Raw genomic sequence first — 19221 nt, 5'->3', positions numbered from 1 at the left:
TCTCATGCGCCTGACCAGGAGCGTGTGCGTGCGCGACGTGGACGGTCGGAGCGTTCTACGCCGCCTTGGACAGGGTGGACCTGTCCGTCCGGCGCGCGGGCCGGACGGACGTCGCGGGTCCGGTCACGACTTGTCGGCTGTCGTGGCGCGGCCACAGGAGGAGGGCGCCGATGGCGCCCGCCCCGGCGAGGAACGCGAGGACGGACCAGGCGAGTGCGAAGCCCGCGTTCGTACCGAGCCATCCCGCGATGGGGTAGGTGATCAGCCAGGCAAGGTGCGACAGGGAGAACTGGGCTGCGAAGGCCTCGGGGATCGCGTTCGGTGCGACGGAGGCGCGCAGGACGTTGCCGGTCGGTGTGATGATCAGCGCCATGCCGATACCGATGACGGTCCAGACGATCGCCGTACCGGCCCATGTGCTCAGGCCGGCCGCGATGAGAGCCACCGCGGCGATCGTGCCGCCGACGAGGACTCCGGCGCCGGTCACCATCACGGTGCGGGCGGTGATCCGGTCGAGTACGCGGGGCAGCGCGAGGGCGGCCAGGAGGGTCCCGCCGCCGGAGGCGGCGAGCATCCATGAGACGTCCGACTGCGAGCCGCCGAGTTCGTCACGGACGTAGTTGACGGTGTTGACGACGACGATCGATCCTGCCGCCGCGACCACGAGATTGAGCGCCAGGACGCCACGCAGCCGTGGAGTCCTGAGGAATGTCCTGATCCCCGCCGCCGCCTTGTCCCATGCCTCGGTGTGGGCACTGGGACGGGCGTCGGGGATGTGCGTCGACAGGACGAGCAGGCCGGAGAGGAGGAATCCGACGGAGGTGCCCAGGAACAGCCAGTTGAAGCTGATGAACGCCAGCGCGACCGCCGTCAGTACGGGGCTGAGCAGGCTCTCCATGGTGGAGGCGACCTGGGAGGCGGACAGGGCACGCGTGTAGTCGGACTCATCGGTGACGATGTCGGGGATGACGGCCTGGAACGTCGGGGTGAACGCCGCGGACGCGGCTTGGAGCAGGCCGATCAGTACGTAGATGTGCCAGACCTCGGTGACGAGCGGCAGCGCCAGGACCACTGCGGCGCGCATCACGTCGAGGAGGGCCAGGAGGGTTCTTCTGGGGAAGCGGTCGACGTACGCGGCGGCGAGCGGAGCGATGACCACGTACATGACCATCTTGATGGTCAGCGCGGTGCCGAGGACCATGCCGGCGCGCGGGCCGGCGAGGTCGTAGGCGAGCAGCCCGAGGGCCACTGTTGTCAGCCCGGTACCGAGCAGGGCGATGATCTGGGCGCCGAACAGGCGGCGGTAGTCGCGGATGGCGAACAGGCGCATGGCGTGTTCCTTCCATGTCCATGCGGCGGGGCACGGTCTCGGGCCGGAGGCCGTGCCCCACAGAGGGAGGCCGGGATGTCCCTACACATCGGTGCCGCTCTCCGGCGTGAGGCCGACGAGCAGGTTGAAGGCGCCGGTGAGGATGTTGAGTGCGACGACGCCGACGACATCGGCTATCGCGCGGTCGCTGTAGCCGTGCGCGCGCAACGCGATGATCTGCTCGTCGGTGATCGACGTCGGCTCGCGGTAGACCTGGAGGGCGAGGGTGATGATCGCCGCGATCGCGGGATCGGCCGAGGTGCCCGCTCGCGCACGCTCGATCTCCTCCTCGTCCACGCCCATCGCGCGGGCAGCGCTGACATGCGCGTCGAGACACAGCCCGCAGCCCTGCGGGACCTGGACGGCGATCGAGATCCGTTCGCTGATCCTGCGGTCGAGTTTGGCTCGTCCCATGGCCCGGCTGAGCTGTAGGTATCCGCCCAGAACGGCGGGCGAGTGCGCCATCGTGGAGACCATGTCACCGATCTGGCCGTGGCGTGAGACCAGCTCGGCGAGGAGGTCGCGCGAGGCGCCGACCGCGGTATCGGGCGTGAGTCGGGTCAGGCGGGGCATGAGACGGTCCTTCCGGCGTGGAGGATGGAGCGGGGGCGGCGGGGCGCTCGACGAGTCGAGCGCCCCTTGACTGCGCCGTATGTCGCGGCAGTTGGTCAGTGACGTTCCTGCGGTCAGTGGTGTGCGTGGTTGCCGGGGTGGTGGCCCGTGTGCTCCGGTCCGGCCTGGGATGCCGCGTCCGAGTGGGCGGTGGTGGCGGTGGTCCGCACCGTGAACTCGGCCGTCCGGACGACGTCGTTGTGCTGGAAGTCCAGGTAGAGGCGGTAGGTGCCGCCCGACGGCGCGGCGGCCATGAAGGTGATCTCGGGTCCCGGCGCGGTGGTGCCGTCACCGGGCTCGCCGTCAGGGTGGACGTGGAGGTAGCCGAGGTCGCCGACCCGCAGCGCCACCAGATGCCCGTACGCGCCCAGGTAGGGCTGCAGATCGGTGACGGGCTGCCCGTTCCGGCTGACGGTGAGCGTCAGGTCACTCGCCTCACCGGGCGCGAGTTCGCCGTCCAGGGTGACGCTGTACTCGCCCACGTGGGCGGTGCGGGTGTCCTCCGACAGCGGTTGCGGGTCGTACCGCCCGGCGACCGAGGCGTCGATCCCCAGCGTCATGGTCGCGTCATGGCCGACCGGGTGGACATCGGCGAAGAACCTCCAGTCTCCGGGTTTCAGGGCCACTTCGATGCTCCAGGTGCCCTCCTCGTCCATCACCGGGTGCACATGCTGGAACCCCGTCGTGTCGCGCCGGACGGCGATGAAGTGCAGTTCCTTCTCGTGCTCGGGCGTGAACTCGGTCACCGGCTGTCCGTCGGGACCGATCACGCGGAAGGTGACCGTCTGTGTCCCGGTGGAAAGGACCGTCGAGTCGAGGTCGAGGGTGTACCCGTTCTCGGAGACCGACAGCCCGCCGGGACGGGCTCCACCGTGGCGGCTGTGGCTGGTCATGTCGTGGCCGGAATGGTTCGTCATCATGTCTCCATCTGTGTGAGGTTTGCGCTGTGCGATGCGCCTTCGGGCGGTGTCCGTATGCGGTACATCCGTCACAACAGCATACCCCTAGGGGGTATTCCCATCAGGGATGTCTCGACGGATGGTGTGTCGTCGTGCGGTCCCGCACCGGGTGCGGCGCCGCACCCGGTGGCAGACGGATCGCGGCCGCACGGCGGGACCGGCGACGGTGCCGCGGTGCACGGCGTGAGCGTGTGAGTGCGTCTACCGACGGGCAGCGGGCACCTCGAAGCGACCGGCCGGCACGCGGGCGCACGCGTCCGTGCAGGAGGGGCCGGGCCGGTCCTGCTGGGTGAGGTGGGACGCCAGGGCCTGTAGCGCCGCGGCTGCTGCCATCCTCACGACGGGATGGCCGACCGTCCGGCCTACCGTGCTGGTCCATGATGATGCGGTCATGGGGATCCTCCTCGGGTGTCCGACCGGCTGCCCTCCGGGGAGCCGTTGTGCGAACGAGGGGCGGGCCCGGCGGGCCCGCCCCTCGTTCCCGCGTGTGGCGCGGGCGGTTTTCAGGCGGCTGCCTCGAAGCCGCGCAGGCGCGGGCTGTCGCTGATGGCGAAGACCGAGGAGAACGCCATGGCGGCTCCGGCGATCATCGGGTTGAGCAGTCCGGCCGCGGCCGGCGGAAGTGCGGCCACGTGGCCTCCACCGTGGCGATCAGGTCCGTCACGGTGATGTCCGCGTCGAATGCGACCTTCGTCTTCTCGGCGGCGTAATTGGCAGTGGAGGTGACCCCCTCCATCCGGTTCAGATTCTTCTCGATCCGGGCCGCGCAGGAGGCGCAGGTCACGCCGCCGACGGCGAGTCCGGCCTCGGCTGTGCCAGAGACCGTGGCAGCCATCACCGCTCCTCGGGCTGGGCGTGTTCAAGGGGGAGAAGGTGGAGAGCCGGGCCCGAGGGCGGGCCCGGCCGGTGGGCGGAGCCGTCAGACCGCGCGGCCGGTGAGTTCGTAGCCGGCGTCGTCGACGACCTTCGCCAGCAGCGCGTCGTCGGGCGCGCCGGAGGTGGTCACGGAGACCCGGCCGGCCTCGACGTCGATGTCCACCATCAGGACGCCGTCCACGGCGCCGATCTCCTTGGTGAGCGTGGCCTTGCAGTGCCCGCACGTCATTCCGGAGACGTTGTAGACGGTAGTGGTTCCCTCGATGACGTCGACCGTGACGGTGCCGGTGGAGCAGCTGCCGTCGGGGGTGCAGCAGGACATGGTTCCTCCTGAAGGATGCGCGCCTACAGGTACCCATGGGGGGTACCGTCGACGCCTTCATGTATACCCCCTGCCGGTATATTCTCCAAGTGCTCCGACGTTCTTGCAGATACCCCCCAGGGGTATATAGTCGAGAGTGCTCGTCGCGGAAGGTGCGACACCGCAGAGAAAGGGCCCCTCATGAACACGGGCGTTAAGATCACTGCTTTTGCCGCCGCGGTCGCGGCGACCTTCGGTGCCGCTTATGGCGTCGGTACAACAGCTGACCCCATCAAGCAGGATCCGCCGCCGGCGGCCCACGCGGCCCACGACAAGCCGACAACCCCGGATCGCGACAGCGGCCGGGCGGACGTGACGCCCGCAGGCCTGCAGATCTCCCAGGCCGGGTACACCCTCGACCTGAAGACCCCTCGCGTCGCCGCAGGAGAGAAGAGCGAACTCCGCTTCGCCATCCGTGATCAGCAGGGGCGACAGGTCACCTCGTTCCAGCGCGAGCACGACAAGGAGCTGCATCTCATCCTCGCCTCACGTGACCTGGTCACCTACCGGCACCTGCACCCCACCCGAGCCTCCGACGGAACCTGGAGCGCCCCCGTCACCCTGCCCGCCGCCGGCTCCTACCGCGTCTTCGCCGACTTCACCCCGGCCACCGGCAAAGCGGCCAACCTCACTCTGGGCGCCGACCTCGCGGCCTCCGGCCCCTATGAGGCCGCCGTCCTGCCCGCGCCGGCCGCCAGCTCCACCGTCGACGGCTACACGGTCACTCTCAACGGCGACCTGACCCCGGGCAAGACGTCCGGCGTCACCCTCGGTGTCAGCCGCAACGGCCGCCCGGTCACCGACCTGCAGCCCTACCTCGGCGCCTACGGCCATCTGGTCGCCCTGCGCTCCGGCGACCTCGCCTACCTCCATGTCCACCCGAACGGTGAACCCGGTGACGGCACCACGAAGCCCGGCCCCGGCATCTCCTTCAGCACCGCGGTGCCCAGTTCGGGCAGCTACCGCCTCTTCCTGGACTTCAAGCACAACGGCACTGTCCGCACGGCTGCGTTCACCGTCCAGGCCGGGAAGTCCGCCACACCGGAGACGGCGGCGCACGTCGATGAGCCCAGCGGGCACCAGCACTGACCGCCAGTGCCCGTGGTGGCGGCCGACCCGGGTGTCCGGCAGTCACCGCGGCCCGTACGGCCACCGAGCCCCCAACACCGCGGCCACGTCAGGAGATCCGGGCAACGAGCCCTGGTTCACTCGCCGGCACGCAACCGCACCCGGCCTCCTGTCGTCCCGGCCCTGCCACGGTCGGGTCGACGGAGGGCAGGTGCGTTGCGTACGTCCACGGCAGCACAGGAGTCCACAGCGGCACGGAAGTCCGCAGCGGCACAGGAGGAAGCGATGGCCGGCTACAGCACTCACAAACAGAATGAGCTCAAACGGCTGCGGCGCATAGAGGGGCAGGTGAGAGGTCTGCAGAGAATGGTCGAAGAGGACACCTACTGCGTCGATGTCCTCACTCAGGTCGCGGCCACCACGCGCGCCCTGCAGTCCTTCGCCCTGCAGATGCTCGACGAACACATGGATACCTGTGTCCGTGCCGCCGTCGCGGAGGGCGGCGAAGACGGCAACATGAAACTCAAGGAAGCGGGCGACGCCATCGCCCGGCTCGTGCGCTCCTGACGCCGCAAGGCTGGTGACGGCCGGTCCGGGCCTGCTGCGACCGCGACCGACCGAATTGCCCGGAGAGGAGGGAGCCTCCCGAGTCCGGCAAGGGCGGGTGTCTGCGAACGGGAATGCAGGCTGCCATGGTGACTCGCCTGCCTGGCCGCGGAATGCCGTGGTGCCTGGGGCGGGCCGAGGTGCCGCTTTCCTTCGGCCGGTATATGGCGACGAAGCGCCGCCGACGGTGAATACCCAGGCAATGCCAGCAATCTGGGTACCCCCAGGGGGTAGTTGACGTGGGGGCTTGCCGAGCCTTAGCCTTTCCCTCGTCCACGAGATACCCCCTAGGGGTATGAGTGATCTGGAGGTCACCATGTGTACTACTTCCGGCGCATCGCCAGTCGTGCCCGCCGTCGTCCGAGCGGGCACGAGTGACGGCACGCTGCCCGACTGGCACTTACGGGGTGAGTGGTTCGACGTGTGCAGCTGCGCACTGCCCTGCCCCTGCACGTTCGCCCAGACGCCGACCCACGGGGACTGTCTTTTCACACTCGTCTGGCAGGTTCACGAGGGGCACTTCGGGGACGTGCGTCTGGACGGCCTGGGAGTGGTGGCACTGGGGGAGTTCGCCGGGAACATGTGGGTCGGTGACCCGGACGCCACGATGAAGGTGATGCTCTACATCGACGCCAAGGGCGACCAGGCTCAGCGTGACGCGCTGGAACAGATCTTCGCCGGTCATGTCGGCGGCTGGCCGGGCCAGTTCGGCTCGCTCATCAGCGAACTGCGCGAGGTGCGGTACGCGCCGGTCCACTTCGAGGCCGCCGAGGATCTCTCGTACTGGCGGGCCCGTGTCGCCGACAAGGTCTCCGTCGGCGCGACGGCGCTCACCGGCCCGACTGCCGACCCCTCCCGCCGCGTCCAGCTGATCAATTCTCCTGGCGCCGAGGTCGGCCCCGGCCAGATCGCCACCTGGGGCGTCGTCGAGAGCGACCATGCGGAGGGGTTCGACTTCTCCCATGAATACCGCGGTGGATCCAGCAAGCACTTCCCCTTCGACTGGCGCCCCTGACCGCGAGGCAGAAGCGGGAACGCGGTCAGGGGGCCTCGTCCGACGGGTGATCGCTTCCGACGGCTGATCGCTGGGACCGGGACCGGAACCCCCGGCGCGGCACTCATCCTCGTCGGCCCGCCCCCGCCGGAGGAGGCGGGGGCGGGCTGCGTCGCCGGACCAGCCCCACAGGCTGCGCGCGGCTCGTGGCCGCCGGGCCCGTACCGGTTGTCGTTCGTGACCGGTACGGGCCCGGCCGCCCGCCCCTCGGGCGGCCGGCGCGTGACATCCACGGTCAGTCCGGACCGCGGCGTTCCCCTCAGCACGCTCACGGACGGCTTCGGGCAGATGCTCGAACAGGTCGTTGTCCTCACCCTCGTGCCGCAGGTGGATCCCCGCGGGCCATAGGGTGATGGATCATGGAAGACGCCAAGGACGATCTCGGCGGCCTTGTATGGTCCCAGGCCGAGCAGCGTGCTGCGGAGGGTGACGTCCGGTACGTACGCGAGCTGGGGTCGCAGCTGGCCGACCGGTACGCGTCCGCTGCCGAGCAGCTACGGGAGTACGAGCGCCAACTCGCCCACGTCGTACGGGTGCTCGCTCTCACCCCCGGCCGCGACAGCCTGGAACAGCTGCTCCAATTCCTCGACGAGAAACGTCCGTCCGGCCACGGCGTCCTGCCGCGTTTTGTCGCCTCGCTCCTTGCGGAGCATCACCAGGTGGCCGACCTGGCAGCGACAGTCTTCGACCGCCGCGAATGGGACCGGCTGGACGACCTGCGCGCTTGCCTCTTCCACGAGTTGGTGCTCCGTGGCGTGGACATCGACGCCTTCCCGCCGTTGCGCTCCTGGCCGCTCGTGCGACCTGGCCGGCACCCGCTGGCCTGGCTCCCGGTGGATCGCCGCGACCTTGAGGCCGACGTCGACTTCCCCAGCCGCTCGATGAACGGCTCCGCCACCGGGGTGCCGGGCGGCCTGCCCGCCGAGGGCCGGATGGACCCGCCGACACCCCGTACGTCCGAGCGGTCGGCGCTTCGGGACGTCGCCACCACGGACGTCCACGAGAGCATCGTTGCCGCAGTGCAGGCGGGCGACTGGGGAGACTGCGGCGCCTGGGTCTTCATGCTGGACGGGGCCGTCGCACCCGAGCAGGTACCCGCGTTGCTGCCGGCTCTGCGCATGCGGTGCGTCGACGGGCTCGGCCCTACGGACCGCTTTGAGATCGCCATCCGCCCGGTGGGCGAAATCTGGCGGCTGCTCTTCGCCACCGCCTCGATGGGCGGCATGGGCAACTCGGGAGTGCAGGCGGCCTACGGCCGGCTGTGGGCATGGCGCTCGATCGCAGGCCTCAGCGGCGCCCCAGCGGGCGCGAGCGTGGAGGAGGTGGAGCGCCAGGCTCAGCAGAGCACGTGGTTCCACTTCGAGGCCGATACGGACTGGTTCCATAACGACATCGGCTCCCACTACGGCATAGCCGCCCTCTCGCCCGAGTGCCGCCGACTTGCCGTGCTGGCAGCGATGGACACCGACTAGGGATACCGCCGCACCGCCTGGTCGTGAGCGTGGTAGTTCAACAGCTCTCAGGCCGTCTGTCGATGGCGTGCCCGGGCGCCGACAGCCGCCCACCGCCGCCCGGCGAGTCAACCCGTCGATCCCGCGACAGGGCCGGCTTCATCGTGCCTGGAGGGATCAGAGCAACCGGACACATCACCCCACCACGGCGCTTCAGCAGCGTTCCGGTGACCGGTCGGAGAAGCGGATGGTCGCTATCCCAGCCACGTCCCGTCCCGCATGATGACTCTGCCGCGCAGCTCCGGTTCGCCGCGCCACGCGCGCACAGTCTTCGGAACCACGCGCACATACAGAAAGGGGCCCTCCTCCGTTCGCGGGTCCCACCCGAACTTGTCGGCGAACGCCTCCGCCGCGTCGGCGGGCACCTCCTGGCTGGGGAACCGCTCCGCTTCACCCTGGAGCAGCACCACATCGAAGGTGTCCGGCAGCGCCAGTCGGACACGCGGCTCCGCGCCGACGTTCCGCGCAGTCACGGAAGTCGCACTGGTACACATCCATACCGCTCGCCCGTCCCACATGAACCACAGCGGCACCTGGTGCGGCCCGTGATCGGGGTGAGCTGTCGACACCCAGACATCCCGCTCCGTAACGAGCCGTTCCAGCGTGTCGCTCCTGCGTTCGGGCGTCCGACGACGAACCACCTCCGTGTTCTGCATATGTACAGACCCTAGCCAGCACGCGCGAAGCCCGGATCAGGCGCGGGACCTACTCCCAGCGGCGGATGAACCTCTCAGCCCGCACTTCAGCCGGACAGCCCGAGCACCGGCCATCACTTCTGCTGGCCCCTTGCCGGAACAGGTCAAAGGCCCGCACGCGTGTCCAGGTCGGTCCGCCGTGTCGTCGTTCGGATCGGACAGGGCACAGGTGCCGTCGGAGAGCGGGAGAGCGGGACCGTGGTCCGGGGAGCCGGGCATCGCACACCGCGCACCTCTGGCTCGCCTCTCCAACACGCACCCGTACCGAGTTGGGTCGAGAGCTGCTACGGGAGAGGGCGGTGAACCCGACCGCGGCACGGTCGGCTGCGTTCACCTCCAGCGGCTCCGGCACAAACTTCTGCGGTCCCTCGGCAGCGGTTGCCGGTCTCCCCGATATTCCTCACCCGCGGGGAACGATGTCTCTACCCTTGGTCCGAGCGGGGCTGCGCGTATCCCCGCAGGTTGCGGTGCCGTGGCAGAGCGGCCCATTGCGATCGCCGTGGGCGAGGTCCCCCCACGGCGAGTGACGGAGACGGGGCGGGCCTGCTCCCCTCTGTCCGCGGGTTCGAATCCCGTCGGCACCGCAGCCGACCCGGACGTGGTTGAGTACACGGACCTGCCACGTCGCAGCGTCCGGTCGTTCTTCGATGCTCTCACCCGCCGTATCGGAGGGGCGTCTCGCCCGCGGCATCTCGGGTGGATGGTCGCGGCTGGCGGGACGCGTACGTCGCTGAGGCGCGGAAGGCGGAGGAAGAGGCCGGGCCGAAGGCCATCACCGCGTTGCGTCGGCCGGTGCTGGCGGCGTGGGCCGCGAACCTTCTGGCCCGTCAGCAGCCGCAGGAGGCGGAGAGTTGCCTGGCGTTGGGGGAGAACCTGCGGGAGGTCCATCGCGCGCTCGATGCCGGGCGGTTGCGGGCGGCGAGCCGCCGGCAGTATCAGCTCGTGACCGCTCTGGCCCGTACGGCCGCCGGCCTGGCCCGTACAGCCGGGCAGCCGGTGAGTGACACGGTCCCGCACGAGAGCGAGCAGGCTCAGCGCGACGGCGATACCAAGCCCAGTTCGTACGCCATGATGACCAGCTGCACCCGGTCACGGGCGGCCAGCTTGGCGAGCAGCCGTCTCACGTGAGCCTTGGCCGTGGCCGGGCTGATGAAGAGCCGGGCGGCGATCTCGTCGTTGGACAGCCCGCGTCCGACGAGGGTGAGCACCTCACGTTCCCGGCCGGTGATGCTCTCGGGCGCCACGTGCGGGGGAGCGGACACGGGTTCGGGGCGGGCCGCGAACTCCTCGATCAGCCGGCGAGTCACGCTCGGCGCGATCAGTGCCTCACCGGCGGCGACCACACGGATCGCGGCGAGGATGTCGTCCATGTCCATGTCCTTGACGAGGAATCCGCTCGCGCCCGCGCGCAGTGCGCCGTACACGCATGCGTCGTCGTCGAAGGTGGTGAGGACGAGGACCCGTGCCGTGCTCGGGCCTGCTGTGATCAGCCGGGTCGCCTCGATGCCGTTCATGCCGGGCATACGGATGTCCATGAGGACGACGTGGGGCCGGGCGTCCTGGGCCAGCTGGACCGCCCCGGCGCCCGTGCCGGCCTCCCCGACGATCTCAAGACCGGCGCTGTCCGCGACGAGTACGCGCAACCCGGCGCGCACCAGCGGCTGGTCGTCGACGAGCACGACACGGACCGGGGGATACGTCATCGCATCCCCGCCGGTGCCGGAAGCCGTGCCGCCACGCGGAAGCCGCCTTCGGGCCGGGGACCGGCGGTGAACTGACCGTGCAGCAGGGCGGTCCGCTCGCGCATCCCGATGATGCCGTACCCACTGCCCGCGGCCACGGGATGACGTCCGTCGTCGGTGATCTCGATGAACAGTCCGTCCTCCTGATAGTCGATGAGCACCCGGCACTCGTCCGTACCCGCGTGGCGCACGACGTTGGTGACGCCCTCCTGGATGATGCGGAAGGCGGACAGTTCGACGTCCGCCGGCAGCGGGCGCCGCTCCCCCCGCCACTCGACGCCGGCCAGGACACCGCCGTCCTTCGTGGTCGCGACCAACTCGTCGATGCCCGTCAGGTCCGGGGCCGGGACCGATAGCACCCCCTCCTGCTCTGCCCTGCGGAGTGCCCCGAGCATGCGCCGCAGTCCGGCCAGGGTGTCCCTGCTGGTGGTTTCGATGATGGCCAGAGAGTTGCGCGCCTCCTCCGGCTGGGTGGCGATGACCCTGCGGCCGGTGCCGGCCTGGATGGCGATGATGCCGATGCTGTGCGCGACCATGTCGTGCAGTTCGCGGGCGATCCGTAGCCGCTCGGCGGTGACCGCCTGTACCGCGGCCTGCGCCCGCATCGTGTCGGCGTGCTCGCGGCGCTCCTGGACGAGATAGCCGCTCATCCAGGCGAGGGCGAGCATCAGGACCAGGACGACGACGGCCGAGACCAAGCCGTCCACCCCGGTCCGGTAGTGGCAGGCGGTGGCGATCTGCACGGCAAGCGCCGCGACGGCGCCGACGAGCCCGGTCCGACGCCTCCGGGTGGCGGCGATCCGGGCGACGGCGAGATCGGTCACCAGAGCCTGCACAAAGCCGATCTGCCACGCGGGTCCCGGCGACGAGAAGGGGAAGGCTGCCAGTTTCGAGGCCGCTGTCGCCGTCGCGGCGAAAGAGCCGGCCATGATCAGCACCAGGGTCGGCAGTGGTCGGCTGCGCAGCAGGGGGACGGCCAGGACCGCGAGCGCGGTCGGCAGGAGCAGCCGCGTGCCGGTGGGTTCATGCTCGTTGAGCACGGCAACGTACAGCAGGATCGGATAGGAGAGAGCCCCGCACCAGGCCAGGGCCCGCGTCGCGGCCGGTCGCGTGCGCCGCGGGAGCGGGGCGCGGGGTGAGGCGCTCATGCCGCGATCATAGGCGCGGGGCCGGTGCCGGAGCATCGGCCCGCAGGCGTACGCCCCAGGGCTGTACGGGAATCCTGAGTGTGGCCCGCGGAACGATGCCGTGCGGGCACGGCCTGCGACACCGTGGCCGGGTGATCGAAGTCAACGAACTGACCAAGAGATATGGCCACACCAAGGCGGTCGGCGGCCTGACGTTCACCGTCCGCCCCGGCCGCGTCACCGGGTTCCTCGGACCGAACGGCGCCGGCAAGTCCACCACCCTGCGGATGATCCTCGGCCTGAACTCGCCCACCAGTGGCACCGTCGTCGTCAACGGGCAGCCGTTCCGGGGACTCCCGCGCGGGCTGCGGCACGCCGGGGCGTTGCTCGACGCCCATGACGTGCACGGCGGACGCACCGCGCGGGCGCATCTGTCGGCCCTGGCGCACAGCAACGGGCTGCCCCGGCGCCGGGTGGACGAGGTCCTGGAGGAGGTCGGGCTGGCCGATGCCGCGCGGCGTCGCATCGGAGGCTTCTCGCTGGGGATGAAGCAGCGGCTGGGCATCGCGGTCGCGCTGCTCGGCGACCCGCCCGTACTGCTCTTCGACGAGCCGCTCAACGGACTGGATCCGGACGGCGTGCTGTGGGTGCGCGGTCTCTTCCGCCGGCTGGCCGCCGAGGGCCGAACCGTGCTGGTCTCCAGCCACCTGATGCGCGAGATGGAGCACACCGCCCAGCAGTTGATCGTCATCGGCCGGGGCGAGCTGATCGCCGCGGAGAGCCTGGAGGAGTTCGCCGCGCGTGGCGCCCGGCCGAGTGTGACCGTCCGTACGCCCGATGTCGCCGGTCTCACCTCCGCCCTCGCCGCGGAAGGAGCAAGCGTCCACCGCGAGGACGACGGCTCGTGCACGGTGACCGGTCCGGGAGCGAAACGCATCGGCGAACTCGCCCTCCACCATCGCGTCCTGTTGTACGAGCTCACCCCTCGGTCCGCCTCATTGGAGGAAGCGTTCATGGAACTCACCGCCGGCAGCGTCGAATACGGCTCAGGAGAAGCACGATGACCACACCGACGACGTCGGAGCCGACGGTGTACGCGGCCACCGTCGATTCCCGTGCCGGATTCCGTGGCCTGCTCGTAGCCGAGTGGATCAAACTGTGGTCGCTGCGCTCCACCTTCTGGGTTCTCGGAAGCGGCGCTCCGGTCGTCATCGGGATCAATGCGAACTCCGCCCGGTCCAATGCCGACCGGCTGGCACACCAGCCCGAACTGCCGCCCGCACCGCCGCCCGGACTGCCCGAGCTGCCCCAGATGCTGTTCGATCCGCTGTCGACCGCCTTCGTCGAACCGGCCTGGCAGCTCCTCATGGTCGTCACCGGCAGCGTCGGCGCCCTCGCGGTCTTCGGCGAGTACACCAGCGGGCTGATCCGTACGACATTCGCCGCCGTCCCCGCGCGCCGTTCGCTGATGGCGGCCAAGGTGTCCGTCATGGCAGCGGTCATGTTCGTCCTCGGCGCCGTCGTCGCGGGCGCCTCCTTCGGTGTGACCCAGGCGATCCTCCACGACCACCGCGGCATGTCTCTCGGCGACCCCGGGGCAGTACGTGCCGTCGCCGCCTCCGCGCTCCTCGCCCCTCTGTGCGCCCTCGTCGGAATGGCGCTCGGCGCCCTCATCCGGCACGCCGCCGGCAGCGTCGTCTCGGTCGTCGGTGTGCTTCTGCTGTTGCCGACGCTCTTCCAGGGCGAGACCTACCGGTGGGTCAAGGAGATCGGTAACGCGATGCCTCTCACCGCGTGGCAAGCGCTGGTCCGGAATCCCGAGCGGGACTACAACGCGGGCATGTACCCGGTGTCGGTCACCGAGGCCTGGATCGTATGCGTCGCCTGGCTCCTGTTCGCGGCGGTCGTCGCCATCGACGTCGTGCAACGCAGAGACGTGTGAGCGAGACCGGGCAGTGGCGAGTCCCCCGGAGGTGTGGGTGATCGACGACGTGTCGTTTCCCGAGCCCGGCCGGATGTGTCGGCGGGCGCGGCTCGCCGGCACCCGCCTAGAGCCGGGCGGCGTTCACCTGCGTCCCACCACCCCGCACCGCCTCCATCATCTTCCCCGCCACCGCGCTCATCCTGCGCTCGCGGAGGTCCAGGACAGGAGTCGGGTTCGAGAGGCCGTGGGACGCCAGCAGGTTCATCAGGGCCCAGATCACATCAGGGCGCCCCGCAACAGGGAGTTCCTGGCCGTCGGGGGCGAGGGCCTTGGCCGCGGTGGTGCCGGCGAGGAGGTTGGTGCGGGCCCAGTCGACGACGTAGGACCTGCCGTTCGGGTCGGCGTAGAGGACGACTTCTCTGGTGCGGTGCAGGACCGAGAGGTAGTCCATCGGCACCGTCAGCCGCCGGGCGGCGTCGAACGGGGGTGTCCCGTCCCCGGGATGGATGCGCAGCACCGTGTCGAGTACCGGGCCGTGGACCTGGAAGGTGGTTGTGGCGCTCATCTGCAGGAACCGGGCACGCACCAGAACGCCACCGCGGCGCGACCACCGTCGGCTGACGGAACCGAACGCTGCCGGCTCGCCCGGGAGACTGTCCACGATCCACCGGAGCTCCTCGCCCGGCTCGGTCACCGGCGCCCGGTCCTCGGGGAAGTCACGGTCACGGGCGATCAAGGCGGTGTAACGCGCTGCCGTGTGCGTGTCCAGGAGCCGGAGGTCGATCGTGTCGCCGGCCATTTCGACACCTCCGGCTTCCCGCGCGATCCGCATCTGTCGCAACAGCCAACCCGGGCGCCGGGTGGCATCGGTCCACCGGCCTTCGAGGTCGATCATCCGGCTGGTTCTCGTGCCCGCCATCAGAGCGCTGCGGGGCCAAAGCGGCGTGACCTTCCCGAGAGCCTTCGGATCCGCCGGGGTGCCGGCGGCGGCAGGGTCGACGAGGACGATCAGGCGGCCCGCCGTGACGGCCGAAAGGCACATGGTCGGTACCCGCCACGTGTCCGTGATCTCGAAGCCGGCGGCCCCGTCGACACCATCGGCCTCCTCGGAGTCACGCACCCGCAGTTTCAGCCTGATCAGCGGCGTGAACTCGTCGGGGGTGAGGTCACCGAAACAGGTCGTGTAGGTCGCCTCGTTGTCGGGGTCGTATCGCACGAGTGACGCCTCCAGGACGTCCGCCCGCGCCAACCACGCCTGTGCCGGACCGTGTTCCGACCGTGGCGCCCACATCACGAAAGTGTCGTCCCCGTAGGAGACGTTCGCGTGCTCGACCCGGTCCCTGCGCGTGATCCGTGGGAATTGCTGCCGCGCGTCCTTGAGGGCCATGACAGGGATCAAGGCGGAGCCGACCAGTCCGATGGCGAGCGCGATCCAGGCCCAGCCCTCACCCGCATCCCAGGCGGCATATCCCACGAGGAGGGCGAGGGGGACAGGAAAGCAGCAGAGCGTGGCGAAACCCAGTTTGCCGACCAACACACTGGCATAGCTACGCATGGCCCACCTCAAGTTCGCCCCGTACCCCACGGCACGTTTCGCGCCCTGGGGATACCGCCCGCTGCCCCATGGTTCCGTCGACCTCGCTCCAGCACCACCCCTCCGGAAGAACGAAACCGGTTCCCGGGCGGGGATGCCTCAGAAAGCGGCCGATAGGCCGGTGGGGAGGGCATGGCGCCGGCTTTCCTGCCACAGGACGGGGTCCATGAGGCGGTCGGACAGGTGGGGTAGTTCGCTGACTCGAAGACTCCGTGATCGATCGGCAGACCGAAGCGGTCGTGCGCGAAGTCCTTTGATTCCACGTCAGGCAACCCGCCGGTCGGCGAGTATGGCCACCTGAGTGAAGTACGCGCGGAACAAGGGCTCGTCCCCTGGCGGTACCCGGACCGCAGGGCAGTAGCGGTACCTGAAAGCGAGCCGGTCCGTACCGTAGAGCGCGGCATGCGGATCGCGCACGACCCCGAAGAACAACTCACCGGGCCTGTCCGGCTTCTTGTAGTGCACCAGCATCCCGAGCCAGTGCAGGGGAATCCGGAACGTGCTCTCGGCGCTGTCAAGATTGAACAGCTCGAAAACCCCCCGGTCCACGCGGAGATGAAGGTTCTCGTAGTCGAACGTGAGCGGGTCCATGGAGGGGAACATAGCCTGGCGGTTCTCACGATGGGCAGGTGGAGACTGCGCCTGCGCGACCGCAGGCGCAGCGTGGTCGCGGATGCCGTGCCGAGCGCGGTCATGTCGGACGAGCCGCTCCTCTGCCGTGACGCTCCTGACCCCGAGCGGGGCGCAGCTCGAAGCATGGGCAGGAACGGGCGGTTAGGCTTCCTGCGTCCTTCAGATGATCATCTCTTGGGGAGTGGGCAGCATGCGGATCTACATCAGCGCCGACATGGAGGGCGTCACGGGACTCGTGGACGCCGAGGATGTTCAGCCCGGCGGCAGGGACTACGAAAACGGCCGCGTGATGATGACGGAAGATGTCAACGCGGCTGTCCGTGGCGTCATGACAGCTGGAGCCACCGAGGTCACGGTCAACGACGCACACGGCCCGATGCGCAACCTGCTCCCGGAGACCCTGCATCCTGCCGTCCGCCTGATCCGTGGTCGGCCCAAGGTCATGGGCATGCTGGAGGGCCTCGACGATTCCTACGACGCGTTGATCTGTATCGGATTCCACGCCCGTGCCGGTGCGCACGGGGTGATGAGCCATAGCTTCATGGGGCACGAGATCGAGGACATGTGGCTGGACGGACGGCCTGTCGGTGAGATTGGACTGGCTCACGCCACTGCCACCGCACTGGGGGTTCCGGTCGTGATGCTGTCCGGCGACGACGCCGCCTGCGCCGAGATGACCGATTGGGATTCCGGAGTGACCACTGTCGCCGTGAAGTACGCGCGCGATCGCTTCGCCGCCGAACTGCGCCCGATCGACGAGGCGCGCCAAGCCATCGAGCGGGCGACAGCCCACAGCCTGACCAGCCGGGCCACCGGCGCTGCTGCGACGGCCCACCGTACGGCCACGCTTGCCGTCCGCTGGCAGTCGACCTCGGTCGCCGCCACCTTGCTGGGGATCCCCGGCGTCACCTCGGTCGACAGCCGCACGATCCAGGCCGACGGCACTCTGCCCGACCTCTACCGGCAGTTCAGCGTGTGGACCCGCGTGGCGACCGCGCTCACCGATCAAGGGCCCTACTGCTGATTCAGGGCACTCGCTTCAGCAGCGCCGAGCACGATGATGAGCCGGATCGCGAGCCGACCGGCCGAGATCACTTGGAACGTGATCCGCAGTGCGGAGGGGACTGCTCCGTGGCTCACGGCCATGCTCACGAGAGTGGCGAGAACGGACAGCAGGTGTGCGCGCATTCGGAAGGCGCCACAGCACACCGGGAACACGAACACCGAGTGAGCGGCTTGCCGCCGTCGGAGACGGCGCCAAGCACTCACCCGGCGCTGCGCCGAAGCTCCACGACGGTGGCGGGTGCCGTGTCCGCGACGGACGAGAACACGGTGGCCGGCCGACGTTCACAGTCGCACCGCCGAACTCTTGCAGGAAGGCTTCCGCACCGTCATGCATGGCGAGGCCGACTGATTCGAACATGGATCGCCGACGGGTCGTGTCTGCCTGCCGTCCAGGCGGCCACCCCCGACGCCTCCAACACCTCATCCACCACTGGGCGACCAGCCACTGGCGAGCCGGGTCGCGCACGCTCGTCGCAGCCGCATCAGCCGCATCAGCCGACCAGCAGCACGAGCTTTCCGCGTACGTGACCGTCCTCGCTGACACGGTGGGCCTCCGCGATCTCGGTGAGCGGGAAGGTCCGCGCGACCGGGAGCGAGAAGCGTCCGGCCTCGATCAGCCCGCCGATCTCGGCGAGTGCGTGGACCGCACGGCCTGCGTCCCCACGGCTGAACGTCACCCCGTGCTCCTGCGCGCCGTTGAAGTCGGCGACGGTGACGACGCGCTCCGGGCTGTCCGCGAGCTCGATGAGCTCGGGCAGTACGCCGCTTCCGGCGACATCGAGCGCCAGGTCGACGCCGCCGGGAGCAAGCGCGCGAACCCGCTCGACGAGGCCCGCGCCGTAGGCGACGGGCTCGGCCCCCAGCGAGTGAAGGTACTCGTGGTTCGCCGGGCCGGCGGTGCCGATCACACGCGCGCCGCGCACCACGGCGAGCTGAACGGCGGCGCTGCCGACGCTTCCGGAGGCGCCGTTGACGAGCAGAGTGTCGCCGCTCCCGACGCCGAGCTGGTCGAGCGCGCGCGTGGCCGTCTCGATGGCAGCCGGCAGCGCGGCAGCGCCGGGGAAATCAAGCGACGGCGGGATCGGTGCATAGTAGGACAGTACGGCCAGTTCGGCCTGTGCCGCACCCTCGACGGAGAAGCCGAACACACGATCGCCGATGGCCACGTCCTGGGTGCCCTCGCCGAGTTCGTCGACAACGCCCGCCGCCTCGTGGCCCATGGTCTGCGGGAGCTGCTCGTCCATCAGGCCCTTGCGCTTCTTCCAGTCGCTCGGGTTGACGCCGGCCGCGCGCACCGCGATCCGGACCTGGCCGGGGCCTGGATGCGGATCGGGGAGATCCACGATCTCAAGGACCTCCGGGCCCCCGAACCGGTGGAAACGAGCTGCCCTCATCATTTGCTCCGCTCTCGGCCCCGGGGTGTCGCGCCCGATGCGCGTCCGACGGTGCGCGCTGTTCGCTACGAAAAACCCTACGGTGTCACCGCGGCTCGGAAGGTTGTCCGCACAGGTCGATGAGGATCTGACCCCGTGGGCAGGAGGCGGCGTGTCGTCTCGGGGTGTGGGCCGGGGGGCGGCGTGCGCCTCCTGCGGGCGCTCCTCCCGCTGCCTCAGGTGTGACGAGCGGGCACCGGCGTGCCGTTCGCAATCAGTCGGGCGGCCGTGATCACGCCGGTCACCGCGTGATCATTCCACTGCTTCGGGCATTCCCTGCTCGAAGGCGATACGGCAGCGTTCGACCTGGTCGGCCACCTGCTCCATGAACCAGCGCATGATCTCGTAGGGGACGACGTGCTCGCCGGGACTGTGGATCCGGACGGTCGGTTCCAGATTCGGGTCCTCGTCCGGGACGAGTGCCCTCAGGACAGCAGCACCGGGCAGGTGGGTCACCACGCCGTCGGGATTCTCGGCCCCCCTGGCCTCGCTGAGCTCCACGGACCAGGCGTCGTCGGGCAAGGCGTAGTGGAACAGGACGGCGTAGTAACGGCCTGCATGTTCTCGCAGCTCCCATGGCATGTCTGCAGGC

The 19221-nt window shown here is 69.7% G+C and carries 21 protein-coding genes, 1 tRNA gene and 1 pseudogene; 8 read left to right on the top strand and 15 right to left on the bottom strand.

The annotated features are described in order from the left end of the window. Positions 1-55: 55 nt before the first annotated feature. From OG251_RS38045 to OG251_RS38015, 7 genes and pseudogenes are all read right to left on the bottom strand, one after another. Positions 56-1330: an MFS transporter gene (locus OG251_RS38045; RefSeq protein WP_326681830.1), complete on the bottom strand. Its 1275-nt coding sequence runs from the start codon at positions 1328-1330 to the stop codon at positions 56-58. Between the two features lie 81 nt (positions 1331-1411). Further along, the gene (locus OG251_RS38040) at positions 1412-1942 is read right to left on the bottom strand and encodes a carboxymuconolactone decarboxylase family protein (RefSeq protein WP_326681829.1); all 531 of its coding nucleotides are present in this window, start codon (positions 1940-1942) and stop codon (positions 1412-1414) included. Positions 1943-2055: 113 nt separating this feature from the next. Continuing rightward, the gene (locus OG251_RS38035) at positions 2056-2898 is read right to left on the bottom strand and encodes a hypothetical protein (RefSeq protein ID WP_326682763.1); all 843 of its coding nucleotides are present in this window, start codon (positions 2896-2898) and stop codon (positions 2056-2058) included. Positions 2899-3141: 243 nt separating this feature from the next. Next, positions 3142-3333: a hypothetical protein gene (locus OG251_RS38030; protein ID WP_326681828.1), complete on the bottom strand. Its 192-nt coding sequence runs from the start codon at positions 3331-3333 to the stop codon at positions 3142-3144. Positions 3334-3443: 110 nt separating this feature from the next. Continuing rightward, positions 3444-3572 (bottom strand): hypothetical protein, encoded by a 129-nt coding sequence (locus tag OG251_RS38025; protein WP_326681827.1) that lies wholly within the window; start codon positions 3570-3572, stop codon positions 3444-3446. Continuing rightward, positions 3545-3775: pseudogene (locus tag OG251_RS38020) on the bottom strand (heavy-metal-associated domain-containing protein); the annotation flags it as partial. The pseudogene OG251_RS38020 and the gene OG251_RS38025, both read right to left, overlap by 28 nt. Before the next feature lie 84 nt (positions 3776-3859). Continuing rightward, positions 3860-4138, bottom strand: a complete 279-nt coding sequence (locus OG251_RS38015) for a heavy-metal-associated domain-containing protein (RefSeq protein WP_326681826.1) — start codon at positions 4136-4138, stop codon at positions 3860-3862. 180 nt (positions 4139-4318) lie between these two features. Here OG251_RS38015 and OG251_RS38010 point away from each other — a divergent pair, with 180 nt between their 5' ends. The 4 genes from OG251_RS38010 (at position 4319) to OG251_RS37995 (ending at position 8377) form a co-directional block, all read left to right on the top strand. Beyond that, positions 4319-5266: a hypothetical protein gene (locus tag OG251_RS38010; protein ID WP_326681825.1), complete on the top strand. Its 948-nt coding sequence runs from the start codon at positions 4319-4321 to the stop codon at positions 5264-5266. A 264-nt stretch (positions 5267-5530) separates the two neighbouring features. Further along, positions 5531-5812, top strand: coding sequence for a metal-sensitive transcriptional regulator (locus tag OG251_RS38005; protein WP_073719957.1), 282 nt, complete (start codon positions 5531-5533; stop codon positions 5810-5812). A 355-nt stretch (positions 5813-6167) separates the two neighbouring features. Continuing rightward, the gene (locus tag OG251_RS38000; protein ID WP_326682762.1) at positions 6168-6866 is read left to right on the top strand and encodes a DUF1326 domain-containing protein; all 699 of its coding nucleotides are present in this window, start codon (positions 6168-6170) and stop codon (positions 6864-6866) included. Positions 6867-7264: 398 nt separating this feature from the next. Next, positions 7265-8377: a DUF6183 family protein gene (locus OG251_RS37995; RefSeq protein WP_326681824.1), complete on the top strand. Its 1113-nt coding sequence runs from the start codon at positions 7265-7267 to the stop codon at positions 8375-8377. A gap of 233 nt (positions 8378-8610) precedes the next feature. Here the strand turns inward: OG251_RS37995 and OG251_RS37990 are convergent, their stop codons facing one another. Then, positions 8611-9072, bottom strand: a complete 462-nt coding sequence (locus tag OG251_RS37990; RefSeq protein ID WP_326681823.1) for a pyridoxamine 5'-phosphate oxidase family protein — start codon at positions 9070-9072, stop codon at positions 8611-8613. A gap of 505 nt (positions 9073-9577) precedes the next feature. Here OG251_RS37990 and OG251_RS37985 point away from each other — a divergent pair. After that, positions 9578-9695: transfer RNA gene (locus OG251_RS37985), tRNA-OTHER, on the top strand. Between the two features lie 447 nt (positions 9696-10142). Here the strand turns inward: OG251_RS37985 and OG251_RS37980 are convergent. Next, positions 10143-10814 carry a response regulator transcription factor gene (locus tag OG251_RS37980; protein WP_326681822.1) on the bottom strand — a complete coding sequence of 224 codons (672 nt, stop codon included), beginning with the start codon at positions 10812-10814 and terminating at the stop codon, positions 10143-10145. Then, entirely contained in the window at positions 10811-12001 is a 1191-nt protein-coding gene (locus OG251_RS37975; protein WP_326681821.1) for a sensor histidine kinase, read from the bottom strand. The genes OG251_RS37980 and OG251_RS37975 overlap by 4 nt, the downstream gene beginning before the upstream one ends. A gap of 131 nt (positions 12002-12132) precedes the next feature. On the opposite strand from OG251_RS37975, the gene OG251_RS37970 reads away from it, so the two are divergent. Next, entirely contained in the window at positions 12133-13044 is a 912-nt protein-coding gene (locus OG251_RS37970; RefSeq protein WP_365597177.1) for an ABC transporter ATP-binding protein, read from the top strand. Further along, the gene (locus tag OG251_RS37965) at positions 13041-13922 is read left to right on the top strand and encodes an ABC transporter permease (protein ID WP_326681820.1); all 882 of its coding nucleotides are present in this window, start codon (positions 13041-13043) and stop codon (positions 13920-13922) included. The genes OG251_RS37970 and OG251_RS37965 overlap by 4 nt, the downstream gene beginning before the upstream one ends. A 106-nt stretch (positions 13923-14028) precedes the next feature. Here the strand turns inward: OG251_RS37965 and OG251_RS37960 are convergent, their stop codons facing one another. Both OG251_RS37960 and OG251_RS37955 read right to left on the bottom strand, forming a co-directional pair. After that, positions 14029-15459: a hypothetical protein gene (locus OG251_RS37960; RefSeq protein ID WP_326681819.1), complete on the bottom strand. Its 1431-nt coding sequence runs from the start codon at positions 15457-15459 to the stop codon at positions 14029-14031. 303 nt (positions 15460-15762) lie between these two features. Continuing rightward, complete coding sequence (locus tag OG251_RS37955; protein ID WP_326681818.1) at positions 15763-16089, bottom strand: hypothetical protein; 327 nt, start codon at positions 16087-16089, stop codon at positions 15763-15765. Between the two features lie 232 nt (positions 16090-16321). Here OG251_RS37955 and OG251_RS37950 point away from each other — a divergent pair, with 232 nt between their 5' ends. After that, complete coding sequence (locus OG251_RS37950; RefSeq protein WP_326681817.1) at positions 16322-17155, top strand: M55 family metallopeptidase; 834 nt, start codon at positions 16322-16324, stop codon at positions 17153-17155. Here the strand turns inward: OG251_RS37950 and OG251_RS37945 are convergent. The 3 genes from OG251_RS37945 to OG251_RS37935 all read right to left on the bottom strand — a co-directional run bounded on the left by OG251_RS37945 (position 17146) and on the right by OG251_RS37935 (position 19211). Continuing rightward, entirely contained in the window at positions 17146-17277 is a 132-nt protein-coding gene (locus tag OG251_RS37945) for a hypothetical protein (protein WP_326681816.1), read from the bottom strand. The two genes, OG251_RS37950 and OG251_RS37945, sit on opposite strands and share 10 nt — an antisense overlap. A 410-nt stretch (positions 17278-17687) precedes the next feature. Next, positions 17688-18590 carry an NADP-dependent oxidoreductase gene (locus OG251_RS37940; protein WP_326682760.1) on the bottom strand — a complete coding sequence of 301 codons (903 nt, stop codon included), beginning with the start codon at positions 18588-18590 and terminating at the stop codon, positions 17688-17690. Between the two features lie 291 nt (positions 18591-18881). Further along, positions 18882-19211, bottom strand: a complete 330-nt coding sequence (locus tag OG251_RS37935; protein WP_326681815.1) for a hypothetical protein — start codon at positions 19209-19211, stop codon at positions 18882-18884. Between the last annotated feature and the right edge of the window lie 10 nt (positions 19212-19221).

Origin of the sequence: Streptomyces sp. NBC_01237 (assembly GCF_035917275.1) — a bacterium.
Lineage (GTDB): Bacteria > Actinomycetota > Actinomycetes > Streptomycetales > Streptomycetaceae > Streptomyces.
This window is presented reverse-complemented; position numbering and strand designations above follow the sequence as displayed.